Here is a 24,164-nt window from a genome sequence, read left to right on the forward strand (position 1 = left end):
AACTAACTCATGGAGGGTCCATGCCCGACACCGTCCTGGTGACCGGCGCCTTCGGCCTGGTCGGATCCGCGACCGTGCAGCGATTGGTCGCCGATGGGCGTCGGGTCGTCGCCACCGATCTGGACAACGACGCCAACCGCAGGGCCGCCGAGAATCTGCCCGTGGGGGTCACCGTCCGGTGGGCCGATCTGACCGACCCGACGGCCGTCGGTGCCCTGATCCACGAGACGGCACCGTCGGCGATCATCCATCTGGCGGCGGTCATCCCGCCGTTCATCTACCAGCGCCGCGGACTGGCAGTAAAGGTCAACGTCGAGGCCACCGCCAGCCTGGTCCGCGCCGCCGAAAAGCTCTCCGATCCACCACGTTTCGTCCTCGCCTCCAGTATCGCGGTGTACGGGTCACGCAACCCGCACACCGTCGACGGCGTGCTCACCGCCGACACCCCGGTCAATCCGGCGGACGTCTACGGCGACCACAAGGTCCAGGCCGAAAAGATCGTGCGCACCTCGAATCTGGACTGGGTGATCCTGCGATTGGGCGGCGTGCTGACCGCCACGCCGGGCTCCTACATGAAGATCGACAACTTCTTCTTCGAGGCGATGCTGCCCACCGACGGCCGGCTGCAAACCGTCGACGTGCGCGACGTCGCAACAGCATTCGCGGCCGCAACCACCGCCGATGCGCTCGGTGAAACGCTGTTGATCGGCGGTGACGACGCCACCCACCGGCTGATCCAGGGCGATGTGGCGCCGGCCATGGCGGCAGCGCTCGGGTTGGTGGGCGGACTGCCGGCCGGCCTGAAGGGCGATCCGGGTGATGACGACGCCTGGTTCAACACCGACTGGATGGACACCACCCGGGCTCAGCAGGTGCTCAAGTTCCAGCAGCATTCCTGGCCCGACATGCTGATCGAGACGGCCGAGAACGCCGGGCTCAAGCGCCCGCTGCTGCGACTCGTCGCACCGCTGGCCAAGCAGATTCTCAAACGGCAGAGCCCTTATCACGGCAGCGGTCGCCGCTACGCCAACCCGTGGGCGGCCATCACCGAGAAATGGGGCGACCCCCGACCGGACGGAGCACAGGCATGAGGACAGCGATCATCGTCGGCGGCGCCTCGGGCATCGGCTGGGCGTCGGCACAGGCGCTCGCCGCCGAGGGATACCGCGTCGTCGTCGCCGACCGCAATGGTGACGGTGCCGCATCCCGCGCCGCCGAACTCGGCGCACCGCACACCTCGGCGACCGTCGACGTCACCGATGAGGCCTCGGTGGCAACACTTTTCGAGACCGCCGGTCCGATCGATACCGTCGTGAGCTGCGCCGGCTTCTCCAATATCGGACTCATCGTCGACCTGGCGGTACAGGATTTCCGCGACGTCGTCGACGTCTGCCTCACCGGCGCCTTCATCGTCGCCAAATACGCGGGCCGGCAACTGAGCGAGGGTGGCTCGCTGATCTCCATCTCCTCCCTCAACGGCCGCCAACCCGCCGCCGGGATGAGCGCCTACTGTTCGGCGAAGGCCGGCCTGTCGATGCTCACCCAGGTCGCCGCGCTGGAAATGGCGCCACGCGGCATCCGCGTCAACGCCGTCGCGCCCGGGTTCGTGCACACCCCGCTCACCGAGGGCGCCGCCCTGGTACCAGGCGTCGTCGAGGAGTATGTCGAGAACACCCCGCTGGGCCGCGCGGGCACTCCGCAGGACATCGCCGAGGCCGTCGTCTTCCTCACCAAGGCCTCCTGGCTGACCGGCGAGGTGCTCGATCTCAACGGCGGAGCGCACATGAAGCGCTACCCCGATCTGCTCGGACACATCATGAAGCTCGCGCAACAGTGACCGAACCTGTCAAATAGACCCGTGAAAACTGAGTTCACTCTCAGCCAGAAGCGGGCCCTGGCCATCGCGACGGTCATCGCACTGGCGTTCGGCGCGTACTTCCTGCGCGGATTCTTCATCCTCATCGTGGTGGCCGCGGTGGTGGCCTACCTGTTCGACCCGCTGTACGACCGACTGAACAAGCGGCTGAGTACCGGGCTGTCGGCGACACTGACGCTGCTCGCGGCGCTGGCCATCGTGATCATCCCGATCAGCGGGGCGATCGCCCTCGGCGTCGTGCAGATCACCACCATGGTGCGCAGCGTCGCCGACTGGGTGGGCCGCACCGATCTCAGTGCCCTCGGTGAGCGGTCACTGAAGGTGGTCAACGAACTGCTCGACCGGGTGCCGTTCCTCTCAAGCACCGACATCACCCCCGAGCAGCTGCAGAAGTGGGTCGTGACGTTCGCGCAGCGCGCCGGCGAATGGGGCCTGGAGTTCCTGCAGGGCGCGGCCGGTGGCCTGTTCGGTGGCCTGACCGCCGCCATCATCTTCCTGTACGTGTTCATCTCGTTGCTGGTCAACGGCGATCAGGTGCGACTGCTGATCCGCCGCCTCAACCCGCTGGGCGAGGAGGCCACCGACCTCTATCTGGCCAAGATGGCCGCCATGGTCCGCGGCACGGTCCGCGGTCAGTTCGTCATCGCGCTGGCCCAGGGTGTGGCGGGTGCCATCTCGATCTACATCGCCGGATTCCACGACGGGTTCTTCATCTTCGCGATCCTGTTGTCGGCGCTGTCGGTCATCCCGTTGGGCGGCGGCATCGTCACGATCCCGTTCGGCATCGGTCTGGCGTTGTTCGGCAACGTCATCGGCGGCATCTTCGTCATCGTCTTCCACATCGTCGTGGTGACCAATATCGACAATGTGCTGCGCCCGATCCTGGTGCCCAAGGAGGCCAAGCTGGATTCGGCGCTGATGCTGCTGTCGGTCTTCGCCGGCATCACCATGTTCGGTTTCCTGGGCATCGTGATCGGGCCGGTGGTGATGATCGTGATCGTCACGACGATCAGCGTCTATCTGTGGGTCTACAAGGGTGTCCCGATGGACATGGGCACCGAGGCCGAGGACGAGCCGGACAAGCCGAGCCGGCTCAAACAGTCGATTGCCCGCGCCCGTGCCGCACGTCATGCGCCGCCGAAGGCCGCGGCCCCGGTGGACGACGACGCGACGGTGCAATCAGAACGAGAAAACGGCTGAGAATTCGATCCGTGTGCACCGTCGGTGTACGGGTCAGCTCGTCGGCAGCGGTTCCTGGGTCTGCACGGCCTTCGCCAGCGTGCGGAAGTCCTCCGGGGTGCCCGCTCCGGTGATGGCCAGCTGCACCGGACCGGACAGCCGCGTCGTCCAGATCGGCTCACCCTCGCCGGACTCGTAGACCACCCAGGTGACACCGTCGATGTCCTGCGCACCGGTGGGCACGGCCTCGACGTCGATCGACCCGATCAGCCGGGCCTCGTCGGCGTTGCTCTGGGTCAGGCTCACATACATACCGGAGGGGGCCAGGTAACCGACCCGCGAGCTCACCGCCCGCACGGCCTGCCCGGTCGCGGGGTCGGTGCGTCCGCCCTCGATACCGCCGCGACCTCCGGAGTTGGCCTGCCACCCCTGCGGCAGCGCCGGCATCCGGACCGGCAACTTCAGCGTCTGCGCATCCGAGTTCAGCGCCGCGGGCACATCGAATGTCGGCACCTCGCCCTGACCTGGGCCGCTGGGCTGGAACGAGCACATCCCGAGCAGGCCGGCCAGCACGATGCAGGCCACCACCAGCGGTGCCATCGACCAGAACATGTCGCGGCCGTCGTGCAGGAGCCGGTCCTTGGCAGGGCGGGCCACCGGCACGACGACGGCGTCGTCGCCACCGGCGCCGGAGTCCGGTTCCTGGGTGCTCATGACAGCCAGTATCCCAGTTCCCAAACTTCGACCCGCTAATGGGACAATCTGCAGCCATGACGCCTTCGCGCCGGGAAGCACCGGACCGCAACCTTGCCCTCGAACTCGTCCGTGTCACCGAGGCCGGCGCCATGGCCGCCGGCCGGTGGGTCGGCCGCGGCGACAAGGAGGGCGGCGACGGAGCGGCCGTCGACGCCATGCGCGAGCTGGTCAACTCGGTGTCGATGAAGGGCGTCGTGGTCATCGGTGAGGGCGAGAAGGACAACGCCCCGATGCTCTACAACGGTGAAGAGGTCGGCAACGGCGACGGGCCGGACTGCGATTTCGCCGTCGACCCGGTGGACGGCACCACCCTGATGAGCAAGGGCATGCCGAACGCCATCTCGGTGCTGGCGGTGGCTGAGCGCGGCGCCATGTTCGACCCGTCGGCGGTGTTCTACATGAACAAGATCGCCGGTGGGCCCGATGTCGCCGACTTCATCGACATCACCTCACCCATCGCAGCGAACATCCAACGCATCGCCAAGGTGCGCAAGGCCTCGGTCGCCGACGTCGCGGTCTGCATCCTGGACCGCCCGCGGCACGCCAAGCTGATCGAGGAGGTCCGCTCGGCCGGTGCCCGGATCCGGCTGATCTCCGACGGAGACGTCGCCGGTGCCATCGCGGCCTGCCGCCCCGACTCGGGCACCGACCTGCTGGTCGGTATCGGCGGCACCCCCGAGGGCATCATCGCCGCGGCCGCCATCCGCTGTATGGGCGGGGAAATCCAGGCCACGCTGGCCCCCACCGACGACGAGGAACGCCAGCGGGCACTCGACCGCGGCCACGACCTCGACCGCGTGCTGACCACGACCGATCTGGTCTCCGGTGAGAACGTCTTCTTCTGCGCCACCGGCGTCACCGATGGTGACCTGCTCAAGGGTGTCCGCTACTTCGGTGGCGGCTGCACCACGCAGTCCATCGTGATGCGGTCCAAGTCCGGCACCGTCCGGATGATCGACGCCTACCACCGGCTGGCCAAGCTCAACGAGTACTCCGCGGTCAACTTCACCGGCGACAGCTCGGCCGCGTACCCACTGCCGTAACCACCGCACACCAACACGAACAGGGAGCCAATGTCCGACGACGCTGTCGAATACCGCATCGAGCACGACACCATGGGCGAGGTCCGGGTGCCCAAGAACGCGCTCTGGCGCGCCCAGACCCAACGTGCCGTGGAGAATTTCCCGATCTCCTTCCGCGGGCTGGAGCGCACCCAGATCCGCGCCATGGGGCTGCTCAAAGGTGCTTGCGCACAGGTCAACAAGGACCTGGGACTGCTGGCGGCCGACAAGGCCGACGCCATCATCGCCGCGGCCGCCGAGATCGCCGACGGCCGCCACGACGACCAATTCCCCATCGACGTCTTCCAGACCGGGTCGGGAACCAGCTCGAACATGAACGCCAACGAGGTCATCGCCTCCATCGCGGCGGCGGGCGGCGTCACCGTGCACCCCAATGACGACGTCAACATGTCGCAGAGCTCCAACGACACCTTCCCGACCGCCACGCACATCGCGGCCACCGAAGCCGCCGTGCGCCACCTGATCCCGGCGCTTGAGGTGCTGCACGAGTCGCTGACGGTGAAGGCCCGCCAGTGGCGCACCACGGTCAAGTCCGGTCGCACCCACCTGATGGACGCCGTGCCGGTGACGCTGGGCCAGGAGTTCGGTGGCTACGCCCGCCAGATCGAGGCCGGTATCGAACGCGTCAAGGCGACTCTGCCCCGCCTGGGTGAGCTGGCCATCGGCGGCACCGCCGTCGGCACCGGGCTGAACGCCCCCGACGGCTTCGGTGCCAAGGTGGTCGAGGTGCTGGTCGACCAGACCGGTATCGCCGAATTGCGCACGGCCAAGGACTCGTTCGAGGCGCAGGCCGCTCGCGACGGACTGGTCGAGGCGTCGGGCGCGCTGAAGACCATCGCGGTGTCGCTGACCAAGATCGCCAATGACATCCGCTGGATGGGTTCGGGTCCGCTGACGGGTCTCGGCGAGTTGCAGCTGCCCGACCTGCAGCCGGGCAGTTCGATCATGCCGGGCAAGGTCAATCCCGTTCTGCCCGAGGCCGTCACCCAGGTGGCCGCCCAGGTCATCGGCAACGACGCCGCCGTCACCGTCGGCGGGTTGTCCGGCGCCTTCGAGCTGAACGTGTACATCCCGATGATGGCGCGCAATGTGCTGGAGTCGTTCACCCTGCTGGCGAATGTCTCGAAGCTGTTCGCCACCAAGTGCATCGACGGTCTGGTCGCCAATGACGCGCGCCTGCGTGAGCTGGCCGAGTCATCGCCGTCGATCGTGACGCCGTTGAACTCGGCCATCGGCTACGAAGAGGCCGCCAAGGTCGCCAAGGAAGCCCTCAAGGAACGCAAGACCATCCGCCAGACCGTGATCGACCGCGGCCTGATCGGTGACAAGCTTTCCGAGGCCGAATTGGACAAGCGACTTGACGTACTCGCCATGGCCAAGGTCAAGCCGGGCGAATAACGCACACACCACACCGAATGGCCCCCAAAACTCCGGTTTCGGGGGCCATTCTCGTCTGCTGGGTGATGATGGCGGAATGACGCCCCGCCGCGCGGCACTGGCCAGCTTCGTCGGAACGACGGTCGAGTTCTACGACTTCCTCATCTACGGCACCGCCGCCGCATTGGTCTTCCCGAAGCTGTTCTTCCCCAGCGCCTCCCCCGCCGCCGGTGTACTGCTCTCCTTCGCCACGTTCGGTGTCGGATTCGTCGCACGGCCGTTGGGCGGCATCGTGTTCGGGCATTTCGGCGACCGGGTGGGCCGCAAGCGCATGCTGGTGTACTCGCTGCTGCTGATGGGCGGGTCGACCGTGGCCATGGGACTGCTGCCCACCTATGCGGCGCTCGGTGTGGCCGCGCCCGTGTTGTTGACGGCGCTGCGGTTGCTGCAAGGGTTCGCCGTCGGTGGTGAATGGGGCGGGGCAACCCTGATGGCGGTCGAACACGCCCCGGCCGACCGGAAGGGCTTCTACGGCGCCTTTCCGCAGATGGGCGCCCCGGCCGGCACCGCGATCGCGACGCTGGCGTTCTACGCGGTGTCGCTGCTGCCCGATGAACAGTTTCTGTCCTGGGGTTGGCGAATTCCTTTCCTGGCCAGCGCGATACTCATCGTCATCGGATTGGTGATCCGGCTGTCGCTGGCCGAGAGTCCGGATTTTGCTGCGCTACAGCAACAGTCGGCGGTGCAGCGGTTACCTATCGCCGAGGCGTTCCGGCGGCATGGGCGCCAGATCCTGCTGGTGGCCGGCGCCTACCTCTCCCAGGGTGTGTTCGCCTATATCTGCGTGGCGTATCTGGTCTCTTATGGCACCACGGTGGCCGGAATCGACCGCGCCGAGGCACTTTTCGGAGTCTTCGTGGCCGCGGTCGTCGCCGTGCTGACCTATCCGCTGTTCGGGGCGCTGTCGGATCGAGTGGGCCGCAAACCGGTGTTCATCGGCGGTGTCATCGCGATGGGTGCCGCTGTGGTGCCGACGTTCGCGCTGATCGACACCGGCCGGCCCGGCCTGTTCATGGTCGCGCTGATCCTCATCTTCGGTCTGGCGATGGCACCGGCGGCCGGTGTCACCGGATCGCTGTTCAGTCTGGTGTTCGACGCCGACGTGCGTTACAGCGCGGTGTCGATCGGGTACACGCTGTCGCAGGTGGTCGGGTCGGCCTTCGCCCCGACGATCGCCGTGGCGTTGTACAACGCGACCGGCACCAGCGCCTCGATCTCCGCGTATCTGATTGGGGTATCGGTGATCTCGGTCGCCGCCGCGGCCCTGCTGCCCGGAAGATGGAGACGTTCAGCATGAATGACGACCAACTGCGACTGCACGTCGGGGTCAGCGATCTGCTGACCACCTACCAGTATCTGGCCGATACCGGCAAGGTCGAACAGTTGGCAGGACTGTTCGCCCCGGACGGCATCCTGCAGATCGGTGAGCAGCAGTACACCGGACCGGATGCCATCCTGCGGATGTTCGAGGAGACCGCGGCCCGGTTCGCCGAGGCGGATTTCCTGCCCGCCCGTCACCACCTCAGCTCGATTCACGTCGAGCCGCGACCGGACGGCAGCGCCAAGACCTACGCCTGCTTCCAATTCATCGGCACCCGCGGTTTGGACCACTGGGGCACCTACCGTGACGTCGTGATCCCTGGGCCCGACGGCTGGCGGTTCGGCCACCGCCGGGTGATCACCGAGGGTTATGCGCCCGATTCTCGGTTGCGTCCGTAGCAGGCTCCTCGGCCCCGTTATAGGCCGCGGTGTTCACCGCGGTGCCACCGATACCCGCTGCGGCCGAGGCGATATCGAGCACCGAGGAGTGGTGGCTGGGCTCCGGTGGCGGCGGCGCGTCGGGCAGTTCCTCGTCGAGGCGGTAGTGCCGGCTCAGCCGATGGGCCTCCTCGGTGGTGATGCCCTCGTCGGTCCGCACGGCCGGTGCCTGCTTGACCGCGTCCTTGCCGACGACGACGGTGACCGCGCCGTTCTCGCGCCGCGATCCGATCAGCGGGATGATCGCGTGCGACATCCCCAGGAATCCGTGGCGCACCGACGCCCACCGGGGCTCGCGGGTCTTCCCGTCGACGAACAACTTGTCGATCTTGCCGATCTTGCCGCCCGACACGTCGTACGCGGTCGCGCCGACGTACTGCTCCACCAATGTCGTCATACCTTCGGGTATCCGAAGAACGAAATCGGTAAACGTCAGCGCAGCGCGTGCACCGCAGGGCCGTTGTCGACCGATCCGTAGAGACTGCCGGGGGCCCGGTCACCGAGCAGTTCGCCGGCCGTCACCAGGTGATAACCGTTGGCCTTCAACACCGGGATGAACTGTTCGACCAGGTCGACGGTCGAGGCGAAGATGTCGTGCAGCAGCACCACGGACCCGGGCGCGGTGTGCGCCATGAGTAGCTGCCTACTGGCTTCGATGTCGGGGTCGTGGATCCAGTCGTACGGGACGACATCCCAGTTCAGCACGGCCAAACCCTGCCGCCCGGCCTCGGCGAGCACCCGGTCGTCGACCTTGCCGAAACCGGGGCGCATCAGGTCGGGTTGCTGCCCGGTCGCCGCGATGATGGCTTCGGTGGCCCTGCTGAGCTGCCCGGCGATCTCGCCGTCGGGGATCAGCGTCAGATCGGGGTGGCTCCAGGTGTGGTTACCGATCTCCACCCCGGCCGCCGCGATCCGCGCGGCCCCCGCCGGGTCGGCCGCGACCTTGTCACCGATCAGGAAGAACGTCGCGCGAGCGTCGTTGTCGGCCAGCACCTTCAGCAGCCGGTCGGTGTGCGGAGCCGGACCGTCGTCGAAGGTCAGCGCCACGCACTTGACCACCGCGCAGTCGACGGTGTCGGCGTGCGCGCGCACCGGCGGCACGCTCACCGCCAGCAGCAGGACGACGGCCACCAACCGCACCGAGCACACCCGTGCGAGCCTACCCACCCTCGTGATTTCGGTGAGGATACGTGCGGCCAGCGCACGAATCCTCACCGAAATCACCGTCATGGCAGTGCGTTGGGGCTGATCTCCTCGAGCATCTCGGTGACCAGCGCCGCGATCGGCGACCGCTCGCTGCGGGTCAGCGTGATGTGCGCGAACAACGGGTGGCCCTTGAGCTTCTCGATGACGGCCGCGACACCGTCGTGCCGGCCGACGCGCAGGTTGTCCCGCTGGGCGACATCGTGGGTGAGCACCACCCGCGACCCGGTTCCCAATCGGGACAGCACCGTCAGCAGCACATTGCGTTCCAGCGACTGGGCCTCGTCGACGATCACGAAGGAGTCGTGCAGCGACCGGCCGCGGATGTGGGTCAGCGGCAACACCTCCAGCATGCCGCGCGAGAGCACCTCCTCCAGCACCGCCGGGCTGGCCAGCCCTTCGAGGGTGTCGAAGACGGCCTGCGCCCACGGACCCATCTTCTCGCTCTCGGAGCCGGGCAGGTAGCCCAGATCCTGGCCGCCGACGGCGTACAGCGGCCGGAAGACCACGACCTTGCGCTGGGTGCGCCGCTCCAGCACCGCCTCCAGGCCGGCGCACAACGCCAGCGCGGACTTGCCGGTACCGGCCTTGCCGCCGAGGGAGACGATGCCGACGGACTCGTCGAGCAGCAGATCGAGAGCGACGCGTTGTTCGGCGGACCTTCCCCGGAGGCCGAACACTTCGCGATCACCTCGCACCAACTGCACACGCTTGTCCGCGTTCACCCGGCCCAGCGCCGAGGAGCTACCACCGAGCAGCCGAACACCGGTGTGGCACGGGAGATCCCGCGCGGCGGGCAGCTCCAGATCACCGTCGGCGAACAGCGAGTCGATCTCCTCGGCCGACACGTCGAGCTCACCCATTCCGGTCCAGCCGGAGGTCACCACATCCTGGGCGTGGTACTCGTCGGCGGTGAGGCCGACCGCGCCCGCCTTGACCCGCAGCGGGATGTCCTTGCTGACCAGGGTCACCAGCTTGCCCTCGGCGGCCAGGTTGGCCGCGACGGTCAGGATGCGGGCGTCATTGCTGTCGTTGCGGAACCCCGACGGCAGCACCGTCGGATCACTGTGGTTGAGCTCGACCTGCAGCGTTCCGCCTTCTGTCCCAATCGGAATCGGCTGATCGAGCCGACCGTGGTCCAGACGCAGATCGTCGAGCAGGCGCAGTGATTGGCGGGCGAACCAGCCGAGTTCGTGATGGTGCCGTTTGGCTTCCAGCTCGCTGATGACGACGAGCGGGACAACCACCTGGTGTTCGGCGAACCGTGTAATTGCCCAGGGATCAGACAGCAGCACGGAGGTGTCGAGCACGTAGGTCCGGATCGGCGAATCGGTCACGAGGCGCTCCTAGAGCCTCCGCGAGCCCCGCGAAGGCGTTTCGGCGGGCACGCGCGGTACCAGGACCGGGGCCGGCCCCGTTCTCGTGATGAGGTTCGGTACCGCCCGGACAGCAAAGCAATTCGCTAGCCATCGACTTCGACGCTACTCCCGCTGCGCGGGGTCTGCCCGTCAGGCGCGCCGGATCAACCGGCACAACAGGTTACGCGCCGGTGAACTCTCGTAACTCTGGTGCCTCGGACAGCCCCCATTCGGCGATCAGGTCGGCGATCACCCGGCGCTTGGCGGCCTCGTCGAAGATGCCGGCCTCGGCCATCACGGCACGCTTGTCGGCGTAGGCGTCGATGTCACCGCCGACGACGTCGAGTGCGGCGGCCCGCGCGGCGATGGCGGCGATCGTCTCGTCCCGCTTGGTGGTCAGGCAGTGCGCCACCAGGTTCGTGAAGAACACCGTGTGGCGTTCCTCGTCGGAGGCGATCCGGCCCAGCAGACCCTTGAGGGTGGGCTCGGGGGTCTGGGCCTCGGTGTTGCGGGTGAACACGGCGTGCGAGCGCTCGAAGAAGGCCATGAACACCAGCGTCTCGATCTGGCTCAGCCGGTCGGCGCGGTAGCCCTTCATGACGTGCTCGACGCGGACGTCCTCGTTGGCGGTCGGGTCGACCTCACGGGTGACCACCAGGTAGTTGCGCAGCGCGACGGCGTGAAGGTGCTCCTCGGCGGTCCACCGGCCCAGCCATCGGCCCCACTGGTCCTCGAGGATGAAGTGCTCGACGAGTTCGCGGTGGTAGCCGGCGAGGTTGTCCTTGGTGATGAGCAGGATCTCGCAGGCGTCGGTGATCGGCTTGGGCAGCGTCACGTCGGACGGGTCCCAGTCCTTGCCGCCCAGGAAGGCGAAGTTCTCACCCTGGTCGAACGGCACGTAGTCGTGTCCGTACCAGGGCTCCTCGGTGGCGAGGTGGCGAGACAGGTTCTCACCGACGACCGGCTCGAGTTCGAGGGTCAGCGCATTGGCAACGGGTTTCTCAGCCATAAAGTAACTGTAACCCGTCGACACACGTTCCTCGAAATTGCGTGCCGCGTGTCACGCCGCGAACGTCTCTACAGCGTCAGCCCCGGGTACAGCGGGTTGGCGGCGAGGATCTCCGCCGAGGCGGCGTGCACGCGGTCGGCGACACCGTCGGCGGTCGTGTACTTGGCCTTGGAAGTGCCGTCGGGCTGGGTGTTGGACAGCACGTCGACCACCAGCTCGGCGACCTTGTCGAACTCGGCGGCACCGAAGCCGCGGGTGGTCAGCGCCGGGGTACCGAACCGGATGCCGCTGGTGTACCAGGCGCCGTTCGGGTCGGCCGGGATGGCGTTGCGGTTGGTCACCACACCGGCGTCCAGCAGCGCCGACTCGGCCTGCCGGCCGGTCAGACCGAACGAGGTGACGTCCAGCAGCACCAGGTGGTTGTCGGTGCCGCCGGTGACCAGCTGGGCGCCGCGCTTGAGGAAACCGTCGGCCAGCGACTTGGCGTTGTCGGCGACGGCCTGGGCGTACTCGCGGAAGGCGGGCTGGCGGGCCTCGGCCAGCGCCACGGCCTTGGCCGCCATCACGTGCGACAGCGGTCCGCCGAGCACCATCGGGCAGCCCTTGTCGACGGCCGGTGCGAATTCCTCGGTGGCCAGCACCAGACCACCACGCGGGCCGCGCAGCGACTTGTGCGTCGTCGTGGTGGTGACGTGCGCGTGCGGCACCGGATCCTCGTCGCCGGTGAACACCTTGCCGGCGACCAGGCCGGCGAAGTGCGCCATGTCGACCATCAGGGTGGCACCCACCTCGTCGGCGATCTCACGCATCTTGGCGAAGTTCACCCGACGCGGGTAGGCGGAATAGCCGGCGACCAGGATCAGCGGCTTGAACTCGCGGGCCGCGGCGGCGACGGCGTCGTAGTCGATCAGGCCGGTGGCCGCGTCGGTGCCGTAGCTGCGCTGGTGGAACATCTTGCCCGAGATGTTGGGCCGGAAGCCGTGCGTCAGGTGGCCGCCGGTGTCCAGGCTCATGCCCAGCAGGCGCTGGTTGCCCAGCTTGGCGCGCAGCTTCTCCCAGTCCGCCTCCGACAGGTCGTTGACATGCTTGGCGCCGAGTTCGGCCAACCCGGGGGCCTCGACCTTGGTGGCCAGGATGGCCCAGAACGCCACCAGGTTCGCGTCGATGCCGGAGTGCGGCTGGGCGTAGGCGTACGGGGCGCCGAACAGCTCGCGGGCGTGCTCGGCGGCCAGCGCCTCGACGGTGTCGACGTTCTGGCAGGCTGCGTAGAACCGGTGGCCGATGGTGCCCTCGGCGTACTTGTCGGAGAACCAGGTGCCCATGGTCAGCAGCACGGCCGGCGAGGCGTAGTTTTCGCTGGCGATCAGCTTGAGCGAATCACGTTGGTCGGCAAGCTCTTTGCGCGTCGCATCGGCGATCCGGGGTTCGACGGACTCGATCACGGCCAGCGCGGCGCGATACGCCTCGCTGGCGGTGGCGGCGTATTCGGTGCCGGGGGCGGAAATCGACGAGTCAGCAGTCATGGGGCAAGCCTAACGCCCTGCCCGCGCCCCTCGTTACCGCAGGCTGGACGGGATCAGTGGCTCGTCGAGCAGGCGGCCGAAACGCTCGGTCAGCGACACCTCGGCGGGCCGGGCGTCCAGCCATCCCCGCAACAGCCGGTAACCCTCGACATAGGTGCTGGTGTAGGCGCGCCACAGCGGCGAGGACAGGAAGCGCAGCATCTGCCGGGCACGTTCATCGGTGACCAGCAGCCACTGGCTCAGGTAGGCCACGACATCGTCGACGTCACGGTGCTCGTCGTGCAGCATCAGCGCCGCGTCCTGGCGGACGTCGGCCAGCGCGGCGGCGGCCTCGGAAACCGCCGCCGACCGCTCACCGTCGAAACGCAGACCCAGGTCGGCGTAGATCTCGGCGGCCCAGTCCCCCCACTGCGGACCCTGCACCGCATACAGCGCCAGGTCGGCCAGACCCTCGGCCATCAGGCACTGCGGGGTGTTGACCAAAAAGATGGTCTGCTCCTGCTGGTTCTGTCCGGCCACCAGGCCGGCCTCCTTGCGGCAGTGCTCGGTGTGATGGCCCGGGTAGGACTCGTGTGCCACCAACCGCGGCAGATTCGACATCTGCTGTTTGAGGTCGGCGTTGACGGCCACCGTGGATTTGTAGTCACCGACGTAATAGTTGAAACCCGACCACGGCTTGTCGGTGACGACCTCGTAGGTGATGGTCTCGCCGTCGGGCAGCGGCCAGGTGACGCGCACCGTGTCGCGCAGCGCCGAGGAGAACGCGTGGATGCACTCCTCCAACCGAGCCGGCGGGATCTCCTCGGTCTGCCGATAGGCCTGCAGCCGTTGGGCCAGCGGCCCGCTGCCGCCCACCGCCTCGTCGAGCAGGCGGTGCGCGTCGCGGTAGCGGTCCTGATCACCCTTGGCGATGTCGACGTCGAAGTATTCACGCACCTCCTCGACGAAGCCGACGTCCTCGCCGGCGAACTTGCGTCCCGCGCAGGCCAGCGCCTTCAGATGCGCGGTCAGATACTCGGCGCGCTGGGAGTCCAGTCCCTCGGCGGCCGGCACCTCGACCAGCAGGCGCTGAGCCTGGCGAGCCAGCTCGGCCGGATCGGGGGCCGGTTCGTCGGCCACCCGCCGGCGCAGCGCCGGGTCTCCGGTGAACGAGTCGACATAGCCCTCCTCGACCCGGTCGAACCGCAGACCGAGCAAGAGATATTCATCAATGAGGGTGCTGGCGTTCATACCGTCAACCGTAAATGCAAGACTTGCGATATGCCGCGGCCCAGCGAGCCGAGCCCATATGTGGAGTTCGACCGGACCCAATGGCGCTCGTTGCGCATGTCGACCCCGTTGAAGCTGACCGAAGCCGAGCTCGTCGGCCTGCGCGGACTGGGTGAGCAGATCGACCTGGCCGAGGTCGAGGACGTGTATCTGCCGCTGGCCCGGTTGATCCACCTGCAGGTCGCCGCCCATCAGCGACTCTTCGCAGCCACCGCGGAATTCCTCGGCGAGCAGAACCCGGACCGCCCGGTGCCGTTCGTGATCGGGGTGGCCGGCAGTGTGGCCGTCGGCAAGTCGACCACCGCGCGTGTGCTCAAGGCGCTGCTGGCGCGCTGGGAGCACCATCCCCGCGTCGATCTGGTCACCACCGACGGGTTCCTCTACCCCAACGCCGAGCTGGCCCGTCGCAACCTGATGCACCGCAAGGGTTTCCCGGAGAGCTACGACCGCCGGGCCCTGATGCGGTTCGTCACCGCGGTGAAATCGGGCGCCGACATGGCCTGCGCGCCGGTGTATTCACACCTGATCTACGACATCGTGCCGGGCGAGAAGCAGATGATCCGCCAGCCCGACATCCTGATCCTGGAGGGTCTCAACGTCCTGCAGACCGGTCCGGCGCTGATGATCTCGGACCTGTTCGACTTCTCGCTCTACGTCGACGCGCGCATCGAAGACATCGAGGAGTGGTACATCTCCCGCTTCCTGTCGATGCGGGCCGGCGCGTTCGCCAACCCGGCCTCGCATTTCCACCACTATTCGACCCTGACCGATGAGCAGGCGGTGTTCGCCGCCCGCGACATCTGGCATTCGATCAACCGCCCCAACCTGATCGAGAACATCCTGCCCACCCGGCCGCGCGCCACCCTGGTGCTGCGCAAGGATTCCGATCACTCGATCAACCGGCTGCGCCTGCGCAAGCTCTGAGAACCGACTCCAACGGAGCGCACCGGATGTCGAAGCGTCCGGCGACGGTGTCGAGGGTCTGCCGCACCCGTTCGCGCTGTGCGTGGTGGGTGCGCAGGAACTGTACGGTGCGCAGCATCCGGCGGTGCCACGGATACCACCGGTCGAAGTCCAGCCCGCATCCGGTGAAGACCTTGGTCGGCACGGCGTCGTAGATCAGGCTGAGGTTGTACTGCACCAACGCGAACATGACGCAGGGCAGCGCCGACTTGGATCGGTTCGCCAACTCCTGCAGATCCACCGCGTACAGCGGCAGCGTGTTCAGCTGGTCCAGGAACATCAGATGCGTCATGAAATAGCCGGTGTAGGACGTCAGGTGCAGCGTCATCGACCGCGGCTGCAGTGACAGCACCCGTCCACTCGGTGAGGTGTAGGGCTCATATGGGACATCGGCGCCCACCAGGTAACCGGTGCAGTTCACCAGCCAGCTGTCGGGCCGGATCGCCCGGGTCGCACCGCTGCGCAACACGAGCTCGGTCCCGTCGTCGCGATCGACCACGTCTTCGAGGTGGTCCATCACCACGTGCTTCAAACCCGCTGTGATGGTCCGGTTCTCGGCCTCGGAGAGCACACCCACCATGTAGTGGCCGGCCTGTGCGCAGGGGCCGGTGCCGTAGGCGGCGTGCAGCCAGCGCAGGGTCTGTTCTTCGTTGGTGCCGTCGAAGTGACGGCTCAGCTGCGGCGCGAGGGCACTGACCGGGGTGCCCGACCAGTAGCGCCTGAACCCGCTGGGGAAGAACTGCTCGCGGTTGGCGAAGAAGGTGCCGGTGCCGGCGACCATGTTCACCTCCCGCCCGGGGCGCGCGGTGATGAGGGTGTGGGCGGTGTCCATGGCGGTCTTGCCGCTGCCGATGATCCAGACCGGCGCGTCGCTGTCGCCGATCGCCCCGTGGCGAACGTCGCAGGAGTTCGGCGACACCGACCGTACGCGGGCGCTGGACACCGGCAGCGGCTCCTTCGGCGTGACACGCAGACCGTAGGCCTTGATCAGCCGGTCGGCCTCGATGATGCGCTCGGCGCCTGTCTCATCCCGACAGCTGATCCGCACCCCCGATTCGTCGAGTTCGCTGTCGGACTCGAACGTCCAGCCGAACCGCACGTCCACCTGGATGCGCCGCCGGATGTGATTCAGACAGTGCTCGAAATGATCCAGCACCTCGTCGCGGGTGGCCAGGTAGCTGCGCTCCCGGCCCAGCGTCCACGCGATGTCTCCGGCCGTGAACATGGGATGTGGCTGGTGCAGCCGCACGTAGGGATAGGTGTCCACCCACATGCCGCCGACACGGGGCCTGCGGTCGAGCAGGATCACCTTCTGTTCGGGCTTCAGGTACTGGCCGACCACGAAGAGGGCGTTCATCCCGGCCAACCCCGCACCGACGATGCAGACATCGCAGTTGTCGACGGCGACCATGGCAACCTCCTCGGACGTTGTCCACCACTGTCGCGCCGGAGCGCCGAACCGACGCGAGTAGCGCGCTACTCGAATGCGGTCCGGCGCGGCGACCTCAGAGCCGGCGCACGCCGACGTACTGCAACTCGGCCATCACCAGCGTGTACAGGCCGGTGCCGAGCACCAGCGCGATGCCGATCCCGGTCAGCGGAAAGACGCCCGCGAGCACCACGGCGACGGCGATGACGGTGCACACCAGGTTGGCGACGATGGTGCCGATACCGGCCGGGCGCACCCGCTCCAGCGCGGCGAGTGCGAGCACGACGACGCCGTACACCACGCTGAAGACGCCGACCCCGATCTCCACCGAACGCGGCAGACCGGTCAGCTCGGCGAACCAGCCGGCCGCGGCCAGCAGAACCACGCCGACGACGCCGACGATGATCGCGTCGGCGCGCATGGCCAGGCGCAGGAAGGAATCGGTCGATACGGCGGGGGCGGTGATCGTTGCGGACATGGTTTTCCCTTCGGCAGTCATGGATGGGAGAAGACCGGTGCGGGATCGCCTCGCAAACCTCGACACACGAGCACCTGCATCCCATGTGCGCTCGACTCCCCCGCACCGGCCGGCCGGACGAGCTTCTGACGCTTACGACCCTGCTCGCCGACCGCTGCCAGTTCGACGCCGAACGCTGCCAAACGCTGCCAACCGCAGGTCAGCGGGTATGCGCCACCGCGTGAGCGCCGCGCAGATCGGCCGCGATGACCCTCGCCGCGGCGTTCTGCCAGTTGTGCAGGGAGCGCTGCGGAACCTCGGTCACCAGCCACTGCCAGGCCTGTCGGGCAATGGGATCCAGCCCCGCCGCGGTGGCGTTCTGCGCGTACGCCCGCACGCCGACGACGTAGGGGAAATACAGCGCGTTGTAATGCCGCCACTGTTCGGTCGTGCCGAAGTCGGCGCCGTCGCGGGGTTTCAGCGCGGCGATCCGGTCGGCCAGCAGCGCGCGCAGTTCGTTGGCCCGTTCCAGCGGTTGATCCGCGGCGCCGCGGGCGGCCAACCGCTCGTCGATCACCGGCAGCGCGGTCAGCGGGCTGGCGACCAGTTTGGAAAGATCGCCGTAGTGGCCGAGCGCGCGGCGGGTCAGCCGGGCGAAGGTGTCGTCGTCGAGTTCGTGCAACGAATTGTCCGACCGCAGCGGCAGCGCCGCCTCGGTACTGCGCAGCGCCGCCCGATCGGCGCGCAGCGTCGGCGAGAACGTCAGCCGGTCGAGCAGGCCGGCCAGCGGATCGGCGAGCACGTTGATCGCGATGGCGATGGCCAGGCTGGTGAACAGCAGCACGCTGAGCGCGGTCTGCGCCGAGGTCCCGGCGACCGCCAGCCCGATGACGGCCTGCCCACCGAACAGGGAAGCGATCGCCGTCGTCCCGAGGAACGAGCGCAGCATGTCGGCCTTGAGCGCCTGACCTTCGTCGAACGCGTCCCACAGCGCGACCGCGATACCCAGCAGTGCCACGTCGAATCCGGTCGAGGCCAACGCCAGCCAGCTCGGCAACAGCCCCAGCGGGATGACCAGGATGGCATTGCCTAGAGCGAAGAACAGCGTCGCCACCAACACGAACCGCACCACCGGGACCGGCTGGGCCGGGCGCAGCATCGCGGTCACCATCGCCGCGAGTGAGGGCAGCGACACCGCGGCGAACATCACCCAGTGCCCGGCCCGCAGCGGTCCGTCGACACCGCCGGCCAGCGCCGAGCCGGTGAACGCGACGGCGGCCACCGCGATGACCAGGCCGACCTCGCCGACACGGCTGCGCCAGGTGTCGATCGGTCGGGACAGCTCGACGAGCACCGCGAACCAGAAGATGCCGGGCAATACGACCAGGAAAACCTCGACCTGGCTCAGCAGCGCCGAGCCGGTCACCACCCGGACGGCGTCGAGCGCGACCACCACCGCGAAACTGCACAGACCGGCCGCGGCCAGGACGAGCACCGGCTTGCGGGGATCACGGGCCAGCAGATACAGGCCGAGCCACCAGCTGAGCGCGAAGACGATCGCCGACAGGCCCGACATGATGCCTACAGTCCGTGTCTGCGGTGTCGCATGGTGTAGTCGCGCAGGGCGCGCAGGAAGTCCACCCGCCGGAACGCCGGCCAGTGCGCCTCGGTGAACCACATCTCCGAATACGCGCTCTGCCACAGCAGGAATCCGGACAGCCGCTGCTCGCCGGAGGTGCGGATGACCAGATCGGGGTCGGGCTGCCCGGAGGTGTACAGGTTCTCGGAGATGGCGTCGACGGTGACGGCCTCGATGAGCTGTTCGGCGGTGGCGCCGTTGGCCAGCTGCTTGCTCAGCAGCCCGCGCACGGCGTCGACGATCTCCTGCCGCCCGCCGTAACCGACGGCGACGTTGACCTGCAGCGCTCCCGGGCGTGCGGTGGTGGCCGTGCCCTCGGCCGCCTCGCGCAGCCGGCGTGCCGGTTCCTCGCCGAGCAGTTCGAGGTCGCCGACGGTCCGCACACTCCAGTGGTTGTCGGGTGCGCAGATCTGCTCGACGACATCGGTGATGATCTCGATCAACGAGCTCAGCTCATCCGGGTCGCGCTGCAGGTTCTCGGTCGACAGCAGATACACCGTCGTCAGCTCGATCCCGGCGGCCTGGCACCAGCGCAGCATCTCGGCGATCTTGGCCGCGCCTTTGCGGTAGCCGTAGCTCACATCGTCGAAGCCGGCATCCCGGGCCCAACGGCGATTTCCGTCACACAGCACGGCGATGTGGCGCGGGAGTTCGGATCTGGCCTGCGCCAATTCTCGGCGCAACCGCATTTCGTACAGCCGGTAGGCCGGCTCCTTGAGTCGCGGCGGAATGATCTCCACAGCCAACCAGACTACTGTGATGACCGAGCCATTCCGTGCCACTCAGGGGAGGTGACATGACGACTCCGATCGACTCCGGCCGGCCCTACCGGTCAGCAGCCGTCCGACCGGCGGAGGATCTGCCCGAGGCTTTCGCCGAAGGCGTCGCGCAATTCCTCGGCCGCCCGCGTGCCCGTGGCTGGATTCACGTGTACTCGGCGATCGTGGCGTTCATCGCCGGCGCGGCACTGGTCGCGGTGTCGTGGTCGCTGGAATCGACGCGCGCCGGCCTGGCCACCCTGCTGTACACGTTCACCATCGTGGCGATGTTCGCCGTCAGCGGGACCTACCACCGGGTGACCTGGGAGTCCGCGCGCGCCCGCAAGTGGATGAAGCGCCTCGACCACTCGATGATCTTCGTCTTCATCGCAGGCAGCTACACCCCGTTCGCGCTGCTGGCGCTGCCGTCCTCGAAGGGGATGGTGCTGTTCTGGATCGTCTGGGGCGGCGCCATCGCGGGTGTGCTGCTCAAGATGTTCTGGCCGTCCGCGCCGCGCTGGCTGGGGGTGCCGCTGTACATCCTGCTGGGCTGGGTGGCGGCCTGGTTCATCGGGCCGATCATGGAGGGCGCCGGTGTCGCGGCGGTGGTACTGCTGATCGTCGGCGGCGCGCTGTATTCGATCGGCGGGGTGCTGTACGCGCTCAAGTGGCCCAACCCGTGGCCGACGACGTTCGGGCATCACGAGTTCTTCCACGCCTGCACGGCGGTCGCGGCGATCTGCCACTACATCGCGATGTGGTTCGCCGTCTTCTGACCTTTCTCCCGCGAGCGTGCGAGTCTGCGGCGCAACACGCCGGGTAATCAGGCGAGAAAGCGCACGCTCGCCGTGCGTGGTGCGCACGTTCGACGGCGCATGCCCAAGATGGTTGCGCCGGTCACCCCTGACCCCGCGCGCGGCGAGCGTGCGCAAACTCTGCCGCAGAGGCGCGTGTTGCCCTGCAGACACGCACGCTCGCCGGGAACGGGAGATGCGCTCAGAGTTGGGTGATATCCGCCGGGCCCCAGTAGGCCTTCATCGACGTGATCTGGCCATCGCCGTTGAACGTCATGACCTCGATCGGCTCGATGCGCATGGCGCCGCCGACGGTGATGGCGAAGACGAATGCCGCCTCGGTGCCGCCGGCCCGAAACGACAGCAGCTCGGTCTTCACCTCGGCGCCCTCGACGTTCTTGTAGAACCCGGCGATGGCCTGCCTGCCGATGTGCACCTCGCCGCCGCCCACCGGATCCTCCAGCGTGGCGTCCTCGGCGTAGAGCGCGGCGACATCATCGGCGCCCCCGGTCGCGACGGTGTCGAGGTAGCGCTGGACGAAACCTTGCAATGCGTCGGGCTCGAAGCTCATGTGCGGCCACGCTACACGGAGCGTCGCAACGCGGCATCAAGATCGCCGACGGTCGTGACGGGCAGATCGCACGTCCGGCCGCGGCAGACGTAGGCCGCGTCGCTGCCGCGCACCCGGTCGCGGCCCATCAGCAGTTCACCGGAGTCCACCGCACCGCCGACGACCACGGATCCGCCGGGCGCCAGCATGCGCGCCGCGGCCAGCAGCTCCGAGTCCGCGGGATCGCACGCCACCGCGATCTGGATCGGCCCGCGGACCGCCGCCTCGGCGACGGCGAGCCAATGCCCGCCCGAGCGTGGGGCTTTCGCCAAGATGGCGGTCGCCGACGCAAGCGTGGCGTCCGCGGCGGCGCCGTAGCGGGGATCGGCGCTCAGGTGCGCGGCGAGTTGCAGCGCCTCGGCGATCGACGACGCTCCCGACGGCGTCGCACCGTCGAGGGGATCGGCCGGGCGCAGCACCAGGGTCTCGGCGTCATCGGCAGTGTCGAACCAGCGGCCCGGGTGCTGCGGGTCGGCGAAGTGATCCAGCGCGGTGTCGATCAGACCGGTGGCCACGGTCAGCCACGACGGTGTGCCGGTCATCTGATGGACGCCGCACATTGCGGTGGCCAGCGCCGCGTAATCCTCCAGGATGGCCGCACTGTCGCCGACGATCCCGCGGAGGCTGGCGCGGCGCAGCCGGCCGTCGACGAGGTGCACCGCCAACAGTCGGCGCGCGCAATCCATTGCCGCGTCGGCATATTCGGTCTTGTCCAGGGCCACCGACGCTTCCAGCAGTGCGGTGATCGCCAGGCCGTTCCACGCGGTGACGATCTTGTCGTCGCGTCCCGGCTGGGGGCGCTGCGCCCGCGCAGCCGACAGCACCGCGCGCACCCGCTCGTAACGGGCCGCGTCGTCGGGGTCGGCACGCAGCTGCAGCACGGAGCTGCCGTGCTCGAAGGTTCCCGCCTCGGTGACGCCGAAAACCTCTGCGGCCCAGTCGGAGTTGACACCGAGCGCATCTCGCAGCTGTGTAGGTGTCCACGCATAGGTCAGCCCCTCGACTCCGTCGGAGTCGGCGTCCAGCGATGAAATGAACAGTCCGTCCGCGCCCAGGCCGTCGATGATGAATCGCGCTGTTTCATCGGTGATTCTGCGCGCCAACGGATCCGCCGTGCGGCGCGCCCAGTGTGCGTAGAACCGCAACAGCAACGCGTTGTCGTAGAGCATCTTCTCGAAATGCGGCACCACCCAGTCCGCGTCGACGCTGTAGCGTGCGAACCCACCCGCCAGTTGGTCGTACATACCGCCGCGGGCCATCGCCGCACCGGTGCGCTGCACGGTCGCCAGCGCGGCCGTCGACCCGGTTCGCTCGTGGTGCCGCAGCAGCGCCTCCAGCAGCATCGACGGCGGGAACTTCGGTGCTCCACCGAATCCCCCGCGCAATGTGTCCTCGTCACGCAGCACCGCGGCCACCGCGTCGTCGCACAGTCGCACTTCCAGGGCCGGGCCGCCGGGCAGTCCGGCGCTCATCGCCCGCAGTTCGCCGGCGATATCGTCCGAGGCCCGCTCGACCTCGGAGCGACGTTGCGTCCAGGTTTCCTTGACCGCCGAGACCAGTTGCAGGAAAACGTCTTTCGGGTAGTACGTGCCGCAGAAGAAGGGCCGGCCGTCCGGGGTCAGGAAGCAGGTCATCGGCCAGCCGCCCTGACCGGTCAAAGCGACCGTCGCGTTCATGTACACGGCGTCCAGGTCGGGCCGCTCCTCACGGTCGACCTTGATACAGACGAAATCGTCGTTGACGGCGGCGGCCACCTGTGCGTCGGCGAAGGATTCGTGTGCCATCACATGACACCAGTGGCACGCCGCATAGCCGATCGACAACAAGATCGGCACATCGCGGCGGGCCGCTTCGGCCAGCGCCTCGGCCGACCACTGCCGCCAGTGCACCGGGTTGTCGGCGTGCTGGCGCAGGTACGGGCTGGTCGCCTCGCCCAGGGTGTTACCCCTTGGTGTCACCCTTGAACTCACTCGTCGTGCCCTCGTCGACCGCCTGGTCGGGTTCGGGGTGTTCCGGGTCGAACGATTCCGGTAGCCGGTTCAGGTGCCGGTTCATCGACCACACCAGGGCGAACGTGCCGATCAGTAGCAAGACCACCACCAGCAGGCCGACGGGACTGGCCTTGCCGAAGTCGGGCCCGGTCTGACGGGGCCCTTCCTCGGCGAGCAGCGTGCTGGCGATCAGTAGCAGGTCGGTCATGGCTCGATTCCGGCGAAAAGGTCGGTTTCGGGCAGCTGCACCGGAACCCTGGACCGTGCGAGCTCGAACTCCTCGGTGGGCCAGAGCCGCTGCTGCCACTCCATCGGCGTGGTGAAGAAGAAGCTGTTGGGGTCGATCTGGGTGGCGTGCGCCAGCAGGGCCTCATCGCGCTGCTTGAAGTACTTGGCGCACTCGATCCGAGTGGTCACGCGCTTCTCGATGGTGTCCTCCTCGGCATCCCAGTTCTCCAGCCACTTCGCGAAGGGGCCTTCCTGACCATGCTTGTCGAACTCATCTTGCAGCACCTGCATGCGTTGCCGCAGGAAGCCGTGGTTGTAGTACAGCTTGGACACCGCCCAGGGTTCACCCGCATCGGGGAACCGGCGGTAGTCGGCCGCCGCCTCGTACGCGGCGACGGACACCTCGTGGCAGCGGATGTGATCCGGATGCGGATAGCCGCCGTTCTCGTCGTAGGTGGTGAGCACGTGCGGCCGGAACTCGCGGATCACCTGCACCAGCCGTTCGACCGGTTCCTCCAGCGGCACCAGGGCAAAGCAGCCCTCCGGCAGCGGCGGCAGCGGGTCCCCCTCGGGCAGCCCCGAGTCCACGAAGCCGAGCCAGCGGTGCTCGACACCGAGGATCTGCGCAGCCCGGGCCATCTCATCGCGGCGCACCTCGTGGATGCGGCCGTGTACCTCGGGGATGTCCATCGCCGGGTTCAGGATGTCGCCGCGTTCACCGCCGGTCAGGGACACCACCATGACCCTGGCACCTTCATCGGAGTATCGAGCGGTGGTGGCCGCTCCCTTGCTGGATTCATCGTCGGGGTGGGCGTGCACCGCCATCAAGCGCAATTCAGTCATCG

General features: G+C 67.8%; 24 protein-coding genes. 9 read left to right on the plus strand and 15 right to left on the minus strand.

Translation table 11 applies throughout. The features are described from left to right. Window positions 1-20 precede the first annotated feature (20 nt). Genes ACWDUN_RS07530 through ACWDUN_RS07540 form a run of 3 tightly spaced genes read left to right on the plus strand, consistent with a single transcriptional unit; the run spans window position 21 to window position 3,076 of the window. Window positions 21-1,091, plus strand: coding sequence for an NAD-dependent epimerase/dehydratase family protein (locus tag ACWDUN_RS07530; protein ID WP_449926755.1), 1,071 nt, complete (start codon window positions 21-23; stop codon window positions 1,089-1,091). Further along, complete coding sequence (locus tag ACWDUN_RS07535; RefSeq protein ID WP_449926758.1) at window positions 1,088-1,837, plus strand: SDR family NAD(P)-dependent oxidoreductase; 750 nt, start codon at window positions 1,088-1,090, stop codon at window positions 1,835-1,837. Before ACWDUN_RS07530 ends, ACWDUN_RS07535 begins: the two co-directional genes overlap by 4 nt. Before the next feature lie 21 nt (window positions 1,838-1,858). Further along, window positions 1,859-3,076: an AI-2E family transporter gene (locus ACWDUN_RS07540; protein WP_449926761.1), complete on the plus strand. Its 1,218-nt coding sequence runs from the start codon at window positions 1,859-1,861 to the stop codon at window positions 3,074-3,076. Between the two features lie 33 nt (window positions 3,077-3,109). Here ACWDUN_RS07540 and ACWDUN_RS07545 read toward each other — a convergent pair whose 3' ends face one another. Continuing rightward, on the minus strand, window positions 3,110-3,769 hold the full coding sequence (locus ACWDUN_RS07545) for a DUF4245 domain-containing protein (RefSeq protein WP_449926764.1): 660 nt from the start codon (window positions 3,767-3,769) through the stop codon (window positions 3,110-3,112). A gap of 56 nt (window positions 3,770-3,825) precedes the next feature. Here ACWDUN_RS07545 and glpX point away from each other — a divergent pair, with 56 nt between their 5' ends. The 4 genes from glpX to ACWDUN_RS07565 all read left to right on the plus strand — a co-directional run bounded on the left by glpX (window position 3,826) and on the right by ACWDUN_RS07565 (window position 8,049). Continuing rightward, window positions 3,826-4,854, plus strand: coding sequence for a class II fructose-bisphosphatase (gene glpX / locus ACWDUN_RS07550; RefSeq protein ID WP_449926767.1), 1,029 nt, complete (start codon window positions 3,826-3,828; stop codon window positions 4,852-4,854). A gap of 30 nt (window positions 4,855-4,884) precedes the next feature. Then, entirely contained in the window at window positions 4,885-6,291 is a 1,407-nt protein-coding gene (locus tag ACWDUN_RS07555) for a class II fumarate hydratase (protein WP_449926770.1), read from the plus strand. Between the two features lie 76 nt (window positions 6,292-6,367). Next, window positions 6,368-7,627 carry an MFS transporter gene (locus tag ACWDUN_RS07560; protein ID WP_449926773.1) on the plus strand — a complete coding sequence of 420 codons (1,260 nt, stop codon included), beginning with the start codon at window positions 6,368-6,370 and terminating at the stop codon, window positions 7,625-7,627. Next, the gene (locus ACWDUN_RS07565; protein ID WP_449926776.1) at window positions 7,624-8,049 is read left to right on the plus strand and encodes a nuclear transport factor 2 family protein; all 426 of its coding nucleotides are present in this window, start codon (window positions 7,624-7,626) and stop codon (window positions 8,047-8,049) included. Before ACWDUN_RS07560 ends, ACWDUN_RS07565 begins: the two co-directional genes overlap by 4 nt. Here the strand turns inward: ACWDUN_RS07565 and ACWDUN_RS07570 are convergent. The 6 genes from ACWDUN_RS07570 to ACWDUN_RS07595 form a co-directional block, all read right to left on the minus strand. Further along, complete coding sequence (locus ACWDUN_RS07570) at window positions 8,009-8,485, minus strand: PRC-barrel domain-containing protein (protein ID WP_449926779.1); 477 nt, start codon at window positions 8,483-8,485, stop codon at window positions 8,009-8,011. The genes ACWDUN_RS07565 and ACWDUN_RS07570 overlap by 41 nt on opposite strands. A 35-nt stretch (window positions 8,486-8,520) precedes the next feature. After that, a complete protein-coding gene (locus tag ACWDUN_RS07575; protein WP_449926782.1) occupies window positions 8,521-9,255 on the minus strand; it encodes a polysaccharide deacetylase family protein in 735 nt (244 codons plus the stop codon). Between the two features lie 59 nt (window positions 9,256-9,314). Continuing rightward, complete coding sequence (locus ACWDUN_RS07580; protein ID WP_449926784.1) at window positions 9,315-10,628, minus strand: PhoH family protein; 1,314 nt, start codon at window positions 10,626-10,628, stop codon at window positions 9,315-9,317. A gap of 202 nt (window positions 10,629-10,830) precedes the next feature. Further along, window positions 10,831-11,658 carry an acyl-ACP desaturase gene (locus tag ACWDUN_RS07585; RefSeq protein ID WP_449926786.1) on the minus strand — a complete coding sequence of 276 codons (828 nt, stop codon included), beginning with the start codon at window positions 11,656-11,658 and terminating at the stop codon, window positions 10,831-10,833. 68 nt (window positions 11,659-11,726) lie between these two features. Further along, on the minus strand, window positions 11,727-13,181 hold the full coding sequence (locus ACWDUN_RS07590) for a glycine hydroxymethyltransferase (protein ID WP_449926788.1): 1,455 nt from the start codon (window positions 13,179-13,181) through the stop codon (window positions 11,727-11,729). Between the two features lie 33 nt (window positions 13,182-13,214). Further along, on the minus strand, window positions 13,215-14,411 hold the full coding sequence (locus tag ACWDUN_RS07595) for a DUF885 domain-containing protein (protein WP_449926791.1): 1,197 nt from the start codon (window positions 14,409-14,411) through the stop codon (window positions 13,215-13,217). A gap of 30 nt (window positions 14,412-14,441) precedes the next feature. On the opposite strand from ACWDUN_RS07595, the gene coaA reads away from it, so the two are divergent. Continuing rightward, entirely contained in the window at window positions 14,442-15,374 is a 933-nt protein-coding gene (gene coaA, locus ACWDUN_RS07600; RefSeq protein ID WP_449926794.1) for a type I pantothenate kinase, read from the plus strand. Here coaA and ACWDUN_RS07605 read toward each other — a convergent pair. The 4 genes from ACWDUN_RS07605 to ACWDUN_RS07620 all read right to left on the minus strand — a co-directional run bounded on the left by ACWDUN_RS07605 (window position 15,346) and on the right by ACWDUN_RS07620 (window position 19,678). Next, on the minus strand, window positions 15,346-16,824 hold the full coding sequence (locus ACWDUN_RS07605; RefSeq protein WP_449926797.1) for an FAD-dependent oxidoreductase: 1,479 nt from the start codon (window positions 16,822-16,824) through the stop codon (window positions 15,346-15,348). The two genes, coaA and ACWDUN_RS07605, sit on opposite strands and share 29 nt — an antisense overlap. Before the next feature lie 94 nt (window positions 16,825-16,918). Then, a complete protein-coding gene (locus tag ACWDUN_RS07610; RefSeq protein ID WP_449926799.1) occupies window positions 16,919-17,320 on the minus strand; it encodes a hypothetical protein in 402 nt (133 codons plus the stop codon). A gap of 199 nt (window positions 17,321-17,519) precedes the next feature. After that, the gene (locus ACWDUN_RS07615) at window positions 17,520-18,875 is read right to left on the minus strand and encodes a hypothetical protein (RefSeq protein WP_449926802.1); all 1,356 of its coding nucleotides are present in this window, start codon (window positions 18,873-18,875) and stop codon (window positions 17,520-17,522) included. A gap of 5 nt (window positions 18,876-18,880) precedes the next feature. Further along, on the minus strand, window positions 18,881-19,678 hold the full coding sequence (locus ACWDUN_RS07620; protein WP_449927775.1) for a (2Z,6E)-farnesyl diphosphate synthase: 798 nt from the start codon (window positions 19,676-19,678) through the stop codon (window positions 18,881-18,883). Between the two features lie 56 nt (window positions 19,679-19,734). Here ACWDUN_RS07620 and trhA point away from each other — a divergent pair, with 56 nt between their 5' ends. Further along, window positions 19,735-20,472, plus strand: a complete 738-nt coding sequence (trhA, locus tag ACWDUN_RS07625; protein WP_449926804.1) for a PAQR family membrane homeostasis protein TrhA — start codon at window positions 19,735-19,737, stop codon at window positions 20,470-20,472. A gap of 220 nt (window positions 20,473-20,692) precedes the next feature. On the opposite strand, the gene ACWDUN_RS07630 is transcribed toward trhA, so the two are convergent. From ACWDUN_RS07630 to mca, 4 genes are read right to left on the minus strand one after another with little or no spacing between them, the layout of a single operon-like run. Continuing rightward, complete coding sequence (locus ACWDUN_RS07630; RefSeq protein WP_449926807.1) at window positions 20,693-21,061, minus strand: nuclear transport factor 2 family protein; 369 nt, start codon at window positions 21,059-21,061, stop codon at window positions 20,693-20,695. A gap of 11 nt (window positions 21,062-21,072) precedes the next feature. Then, on the minus strand, window positions 21,073-23,058 hold the full coding sequence (locus ACWDUN_RS07635) for a thioredoxin domain-containing protein (protein ID WP_449926810.1): 1,986 nt from the start codon (window positions 23,056-23,058) through the stop codon (window positions 21,073-21,075). Then, window positions 23,042-23,299 (minus strand): hypothetical protein, encoded by a 258-nt coding sequence (locus tag ACWDUN_RS07640; protein ID WP_449926813.1) that lies wholly within the window; start codon window positions 23,297-23,299, stop codon window positions 23,042-23,044. Before ACWDUN_RS07640 ends, ACWDUN_RS07635 begins: the two co-directional genes overlap by 17 nt. Continuing rightward, entirely contained in the window at window positions 23,296-24,162 is an 867-nt protein-coding gene (gene mca, locus ACWDUN_RS07645) for a mycothiol conjugate amidase Mca (RefSeq protein ID WP_449926815.1), read from the minus strand. Before mca ends, ACWDUN_RS07640 begins: the two co-directional genes overlap by 4 nt. Window positions 24,163-24,164 lie beyond the last annotated feature (2 nt).

The organism is Mycobacterium sp. NPDC003323 (genome assembly GCF_053589535.1).

What these genes read in the sequence shown, in the direction of transcription:
- ACWDUN_RS07530 (WP_449926755.1), top strand. Translation starts at nt 21, where the DNA reads ATGCCCGACACCGTCCTGGTGACCGGCGCCTTCGGCCTGGTCGGATCC.
- ACWDUN_RS07535 (WP_449926758.1), top strand. Translation starts at nt 1,088, where the DNA reads ATGAGGACAGCGATCATCGTCGGCGGCGCCTCGGGCATCGGCTGGGCG.
- ACWDUN_RS07545 (WP_449926764.1), bottom strand. Translation starts at nt 3,769, where the DNA reads ATGAGCACCCAGGAACCGGACTCCGGCGCCGGTGGCGACGACGCCGTC.
- glpX (WP_449926767.1), top strand. Translation starts at nt 3,826, where the DNA reads ATGACGCCTTCGCGCCGGGAAGCACCGGACCGCAACCTTGCCCTCGAA.
- ACWDUN_RS07555 (WP_449926770.1), top strand. Translation starts at nt 4,885, where the DNA reads ATGTCCGACGACGCTGTCGAATACCGCATCGAGCACGACACCATGGGC.
- ACWDUN_RS07560 (WP_449926773.1), top strand. Translation starts at nt 6,368, where the DNA reads ATGACGCCCCGCCGCGCGGCACTGGCCAGCTTCGTCGGAACGACGGTC.
- ACWDUN_RS07565 (WP_449926776.1), top strand. Translation starts at nt 7,624, where the DNA reads ATGAATGACGACCAACTGCGACTGCACGTCGGGGTCAGCGATCTGCTG.
- ACWDUN_RS07570 (WP_449926779.1), bottom strand. Translation starts at nt 8,485, where the DNA reads ATGACGACATTGGTGGAGCAGTACGTCGGCGCGACCGCGTACGACGTG.
- ACWDUN_RS07585 (WP_449926786.1), bottom strand. Translation starts at nt 11,658, where the DNA reads ATGGCTGAGAAACCCGTTGCCAATGCGCTGACCCTCGAACTCGAGCCG.
- ACWDUN_RS07590 (WP_449926788.1), bottom strand. Translation starts at nt 13,181, where the DNA reads ATGACTGCTGACTCGTCGATTTCCGCCCCCGGCACCGAATACGCCGCC.
- ACWDUN_RS07595 (WP_449926791.1), bottom strand. Translation starts at nt 14,411, where the DNA reads ATGAACGCCAGCACCCTCATTGATGAATATCTCTTGCTCGGTCTGCGG.
- coaA (WP_449926794.1), top strand. Translation starts at nt 14,442, where the DNA reads ATGCCGCGGCCCAGCGAGCCGAGCCCATATGTGGAGTTCGACCGGACC.
- ACWDUN_RS07605 (WP_449926797.1), bottom strand. Translation starts at nt 16,824, where the DNA reads ATGGTCGCCGTCGACAACTGCGATGTCTGCATCGTCGGTGCGGGGTTG.
- ACWDUN_RS07610 (WP_449926799.1), bottom strand. Translation starts at nt 17,320, where the DNA reads ATGTCCGCAACGATCACCGCCCCCGCCGTATCGACCGATTCCTTCCTG.
- ACWDUN_RS07615 (WP_449926802.1), bottom strand. Translation starts at nt 18,875, where the DNA reads ATGTCGGGCCTGTCGGCGATCGTCTTCGCGCTCAGCTGGTGGCTCGGC.
- trhA (WP_449926804.1), top strand. Translation starts at nt 19,735, where the DNA reads ATGACGACTCCGATCGACTCCGGCCGGCCCTACCGGTCAGCAGCCGTC.
- ACWDUN_RS07630 (WP_449926807.1), bottom strand. Translation starts at nt 21,061, where the DNA reads ATGAGCTTCGAGCCCGACGCATTGCAAGGTTTCGTCCAGCGCTACCTC.
- ACWDUN_RS07640 (WP_449926813.1), bottom strand. Translation starts at nt 23,299, where the DNA reads ATGACCGACCTGCTACTGATCGCCAGCACGCTGCTCGCCGAGGAAGGG.
- mca (WP_449926815.1), bottom strand. Translation starts at nt 24,162, where the DNA reads ATGACTGAATTGCGCTTGATGGCGGTGCACGCCCACCCCGACGATGAA.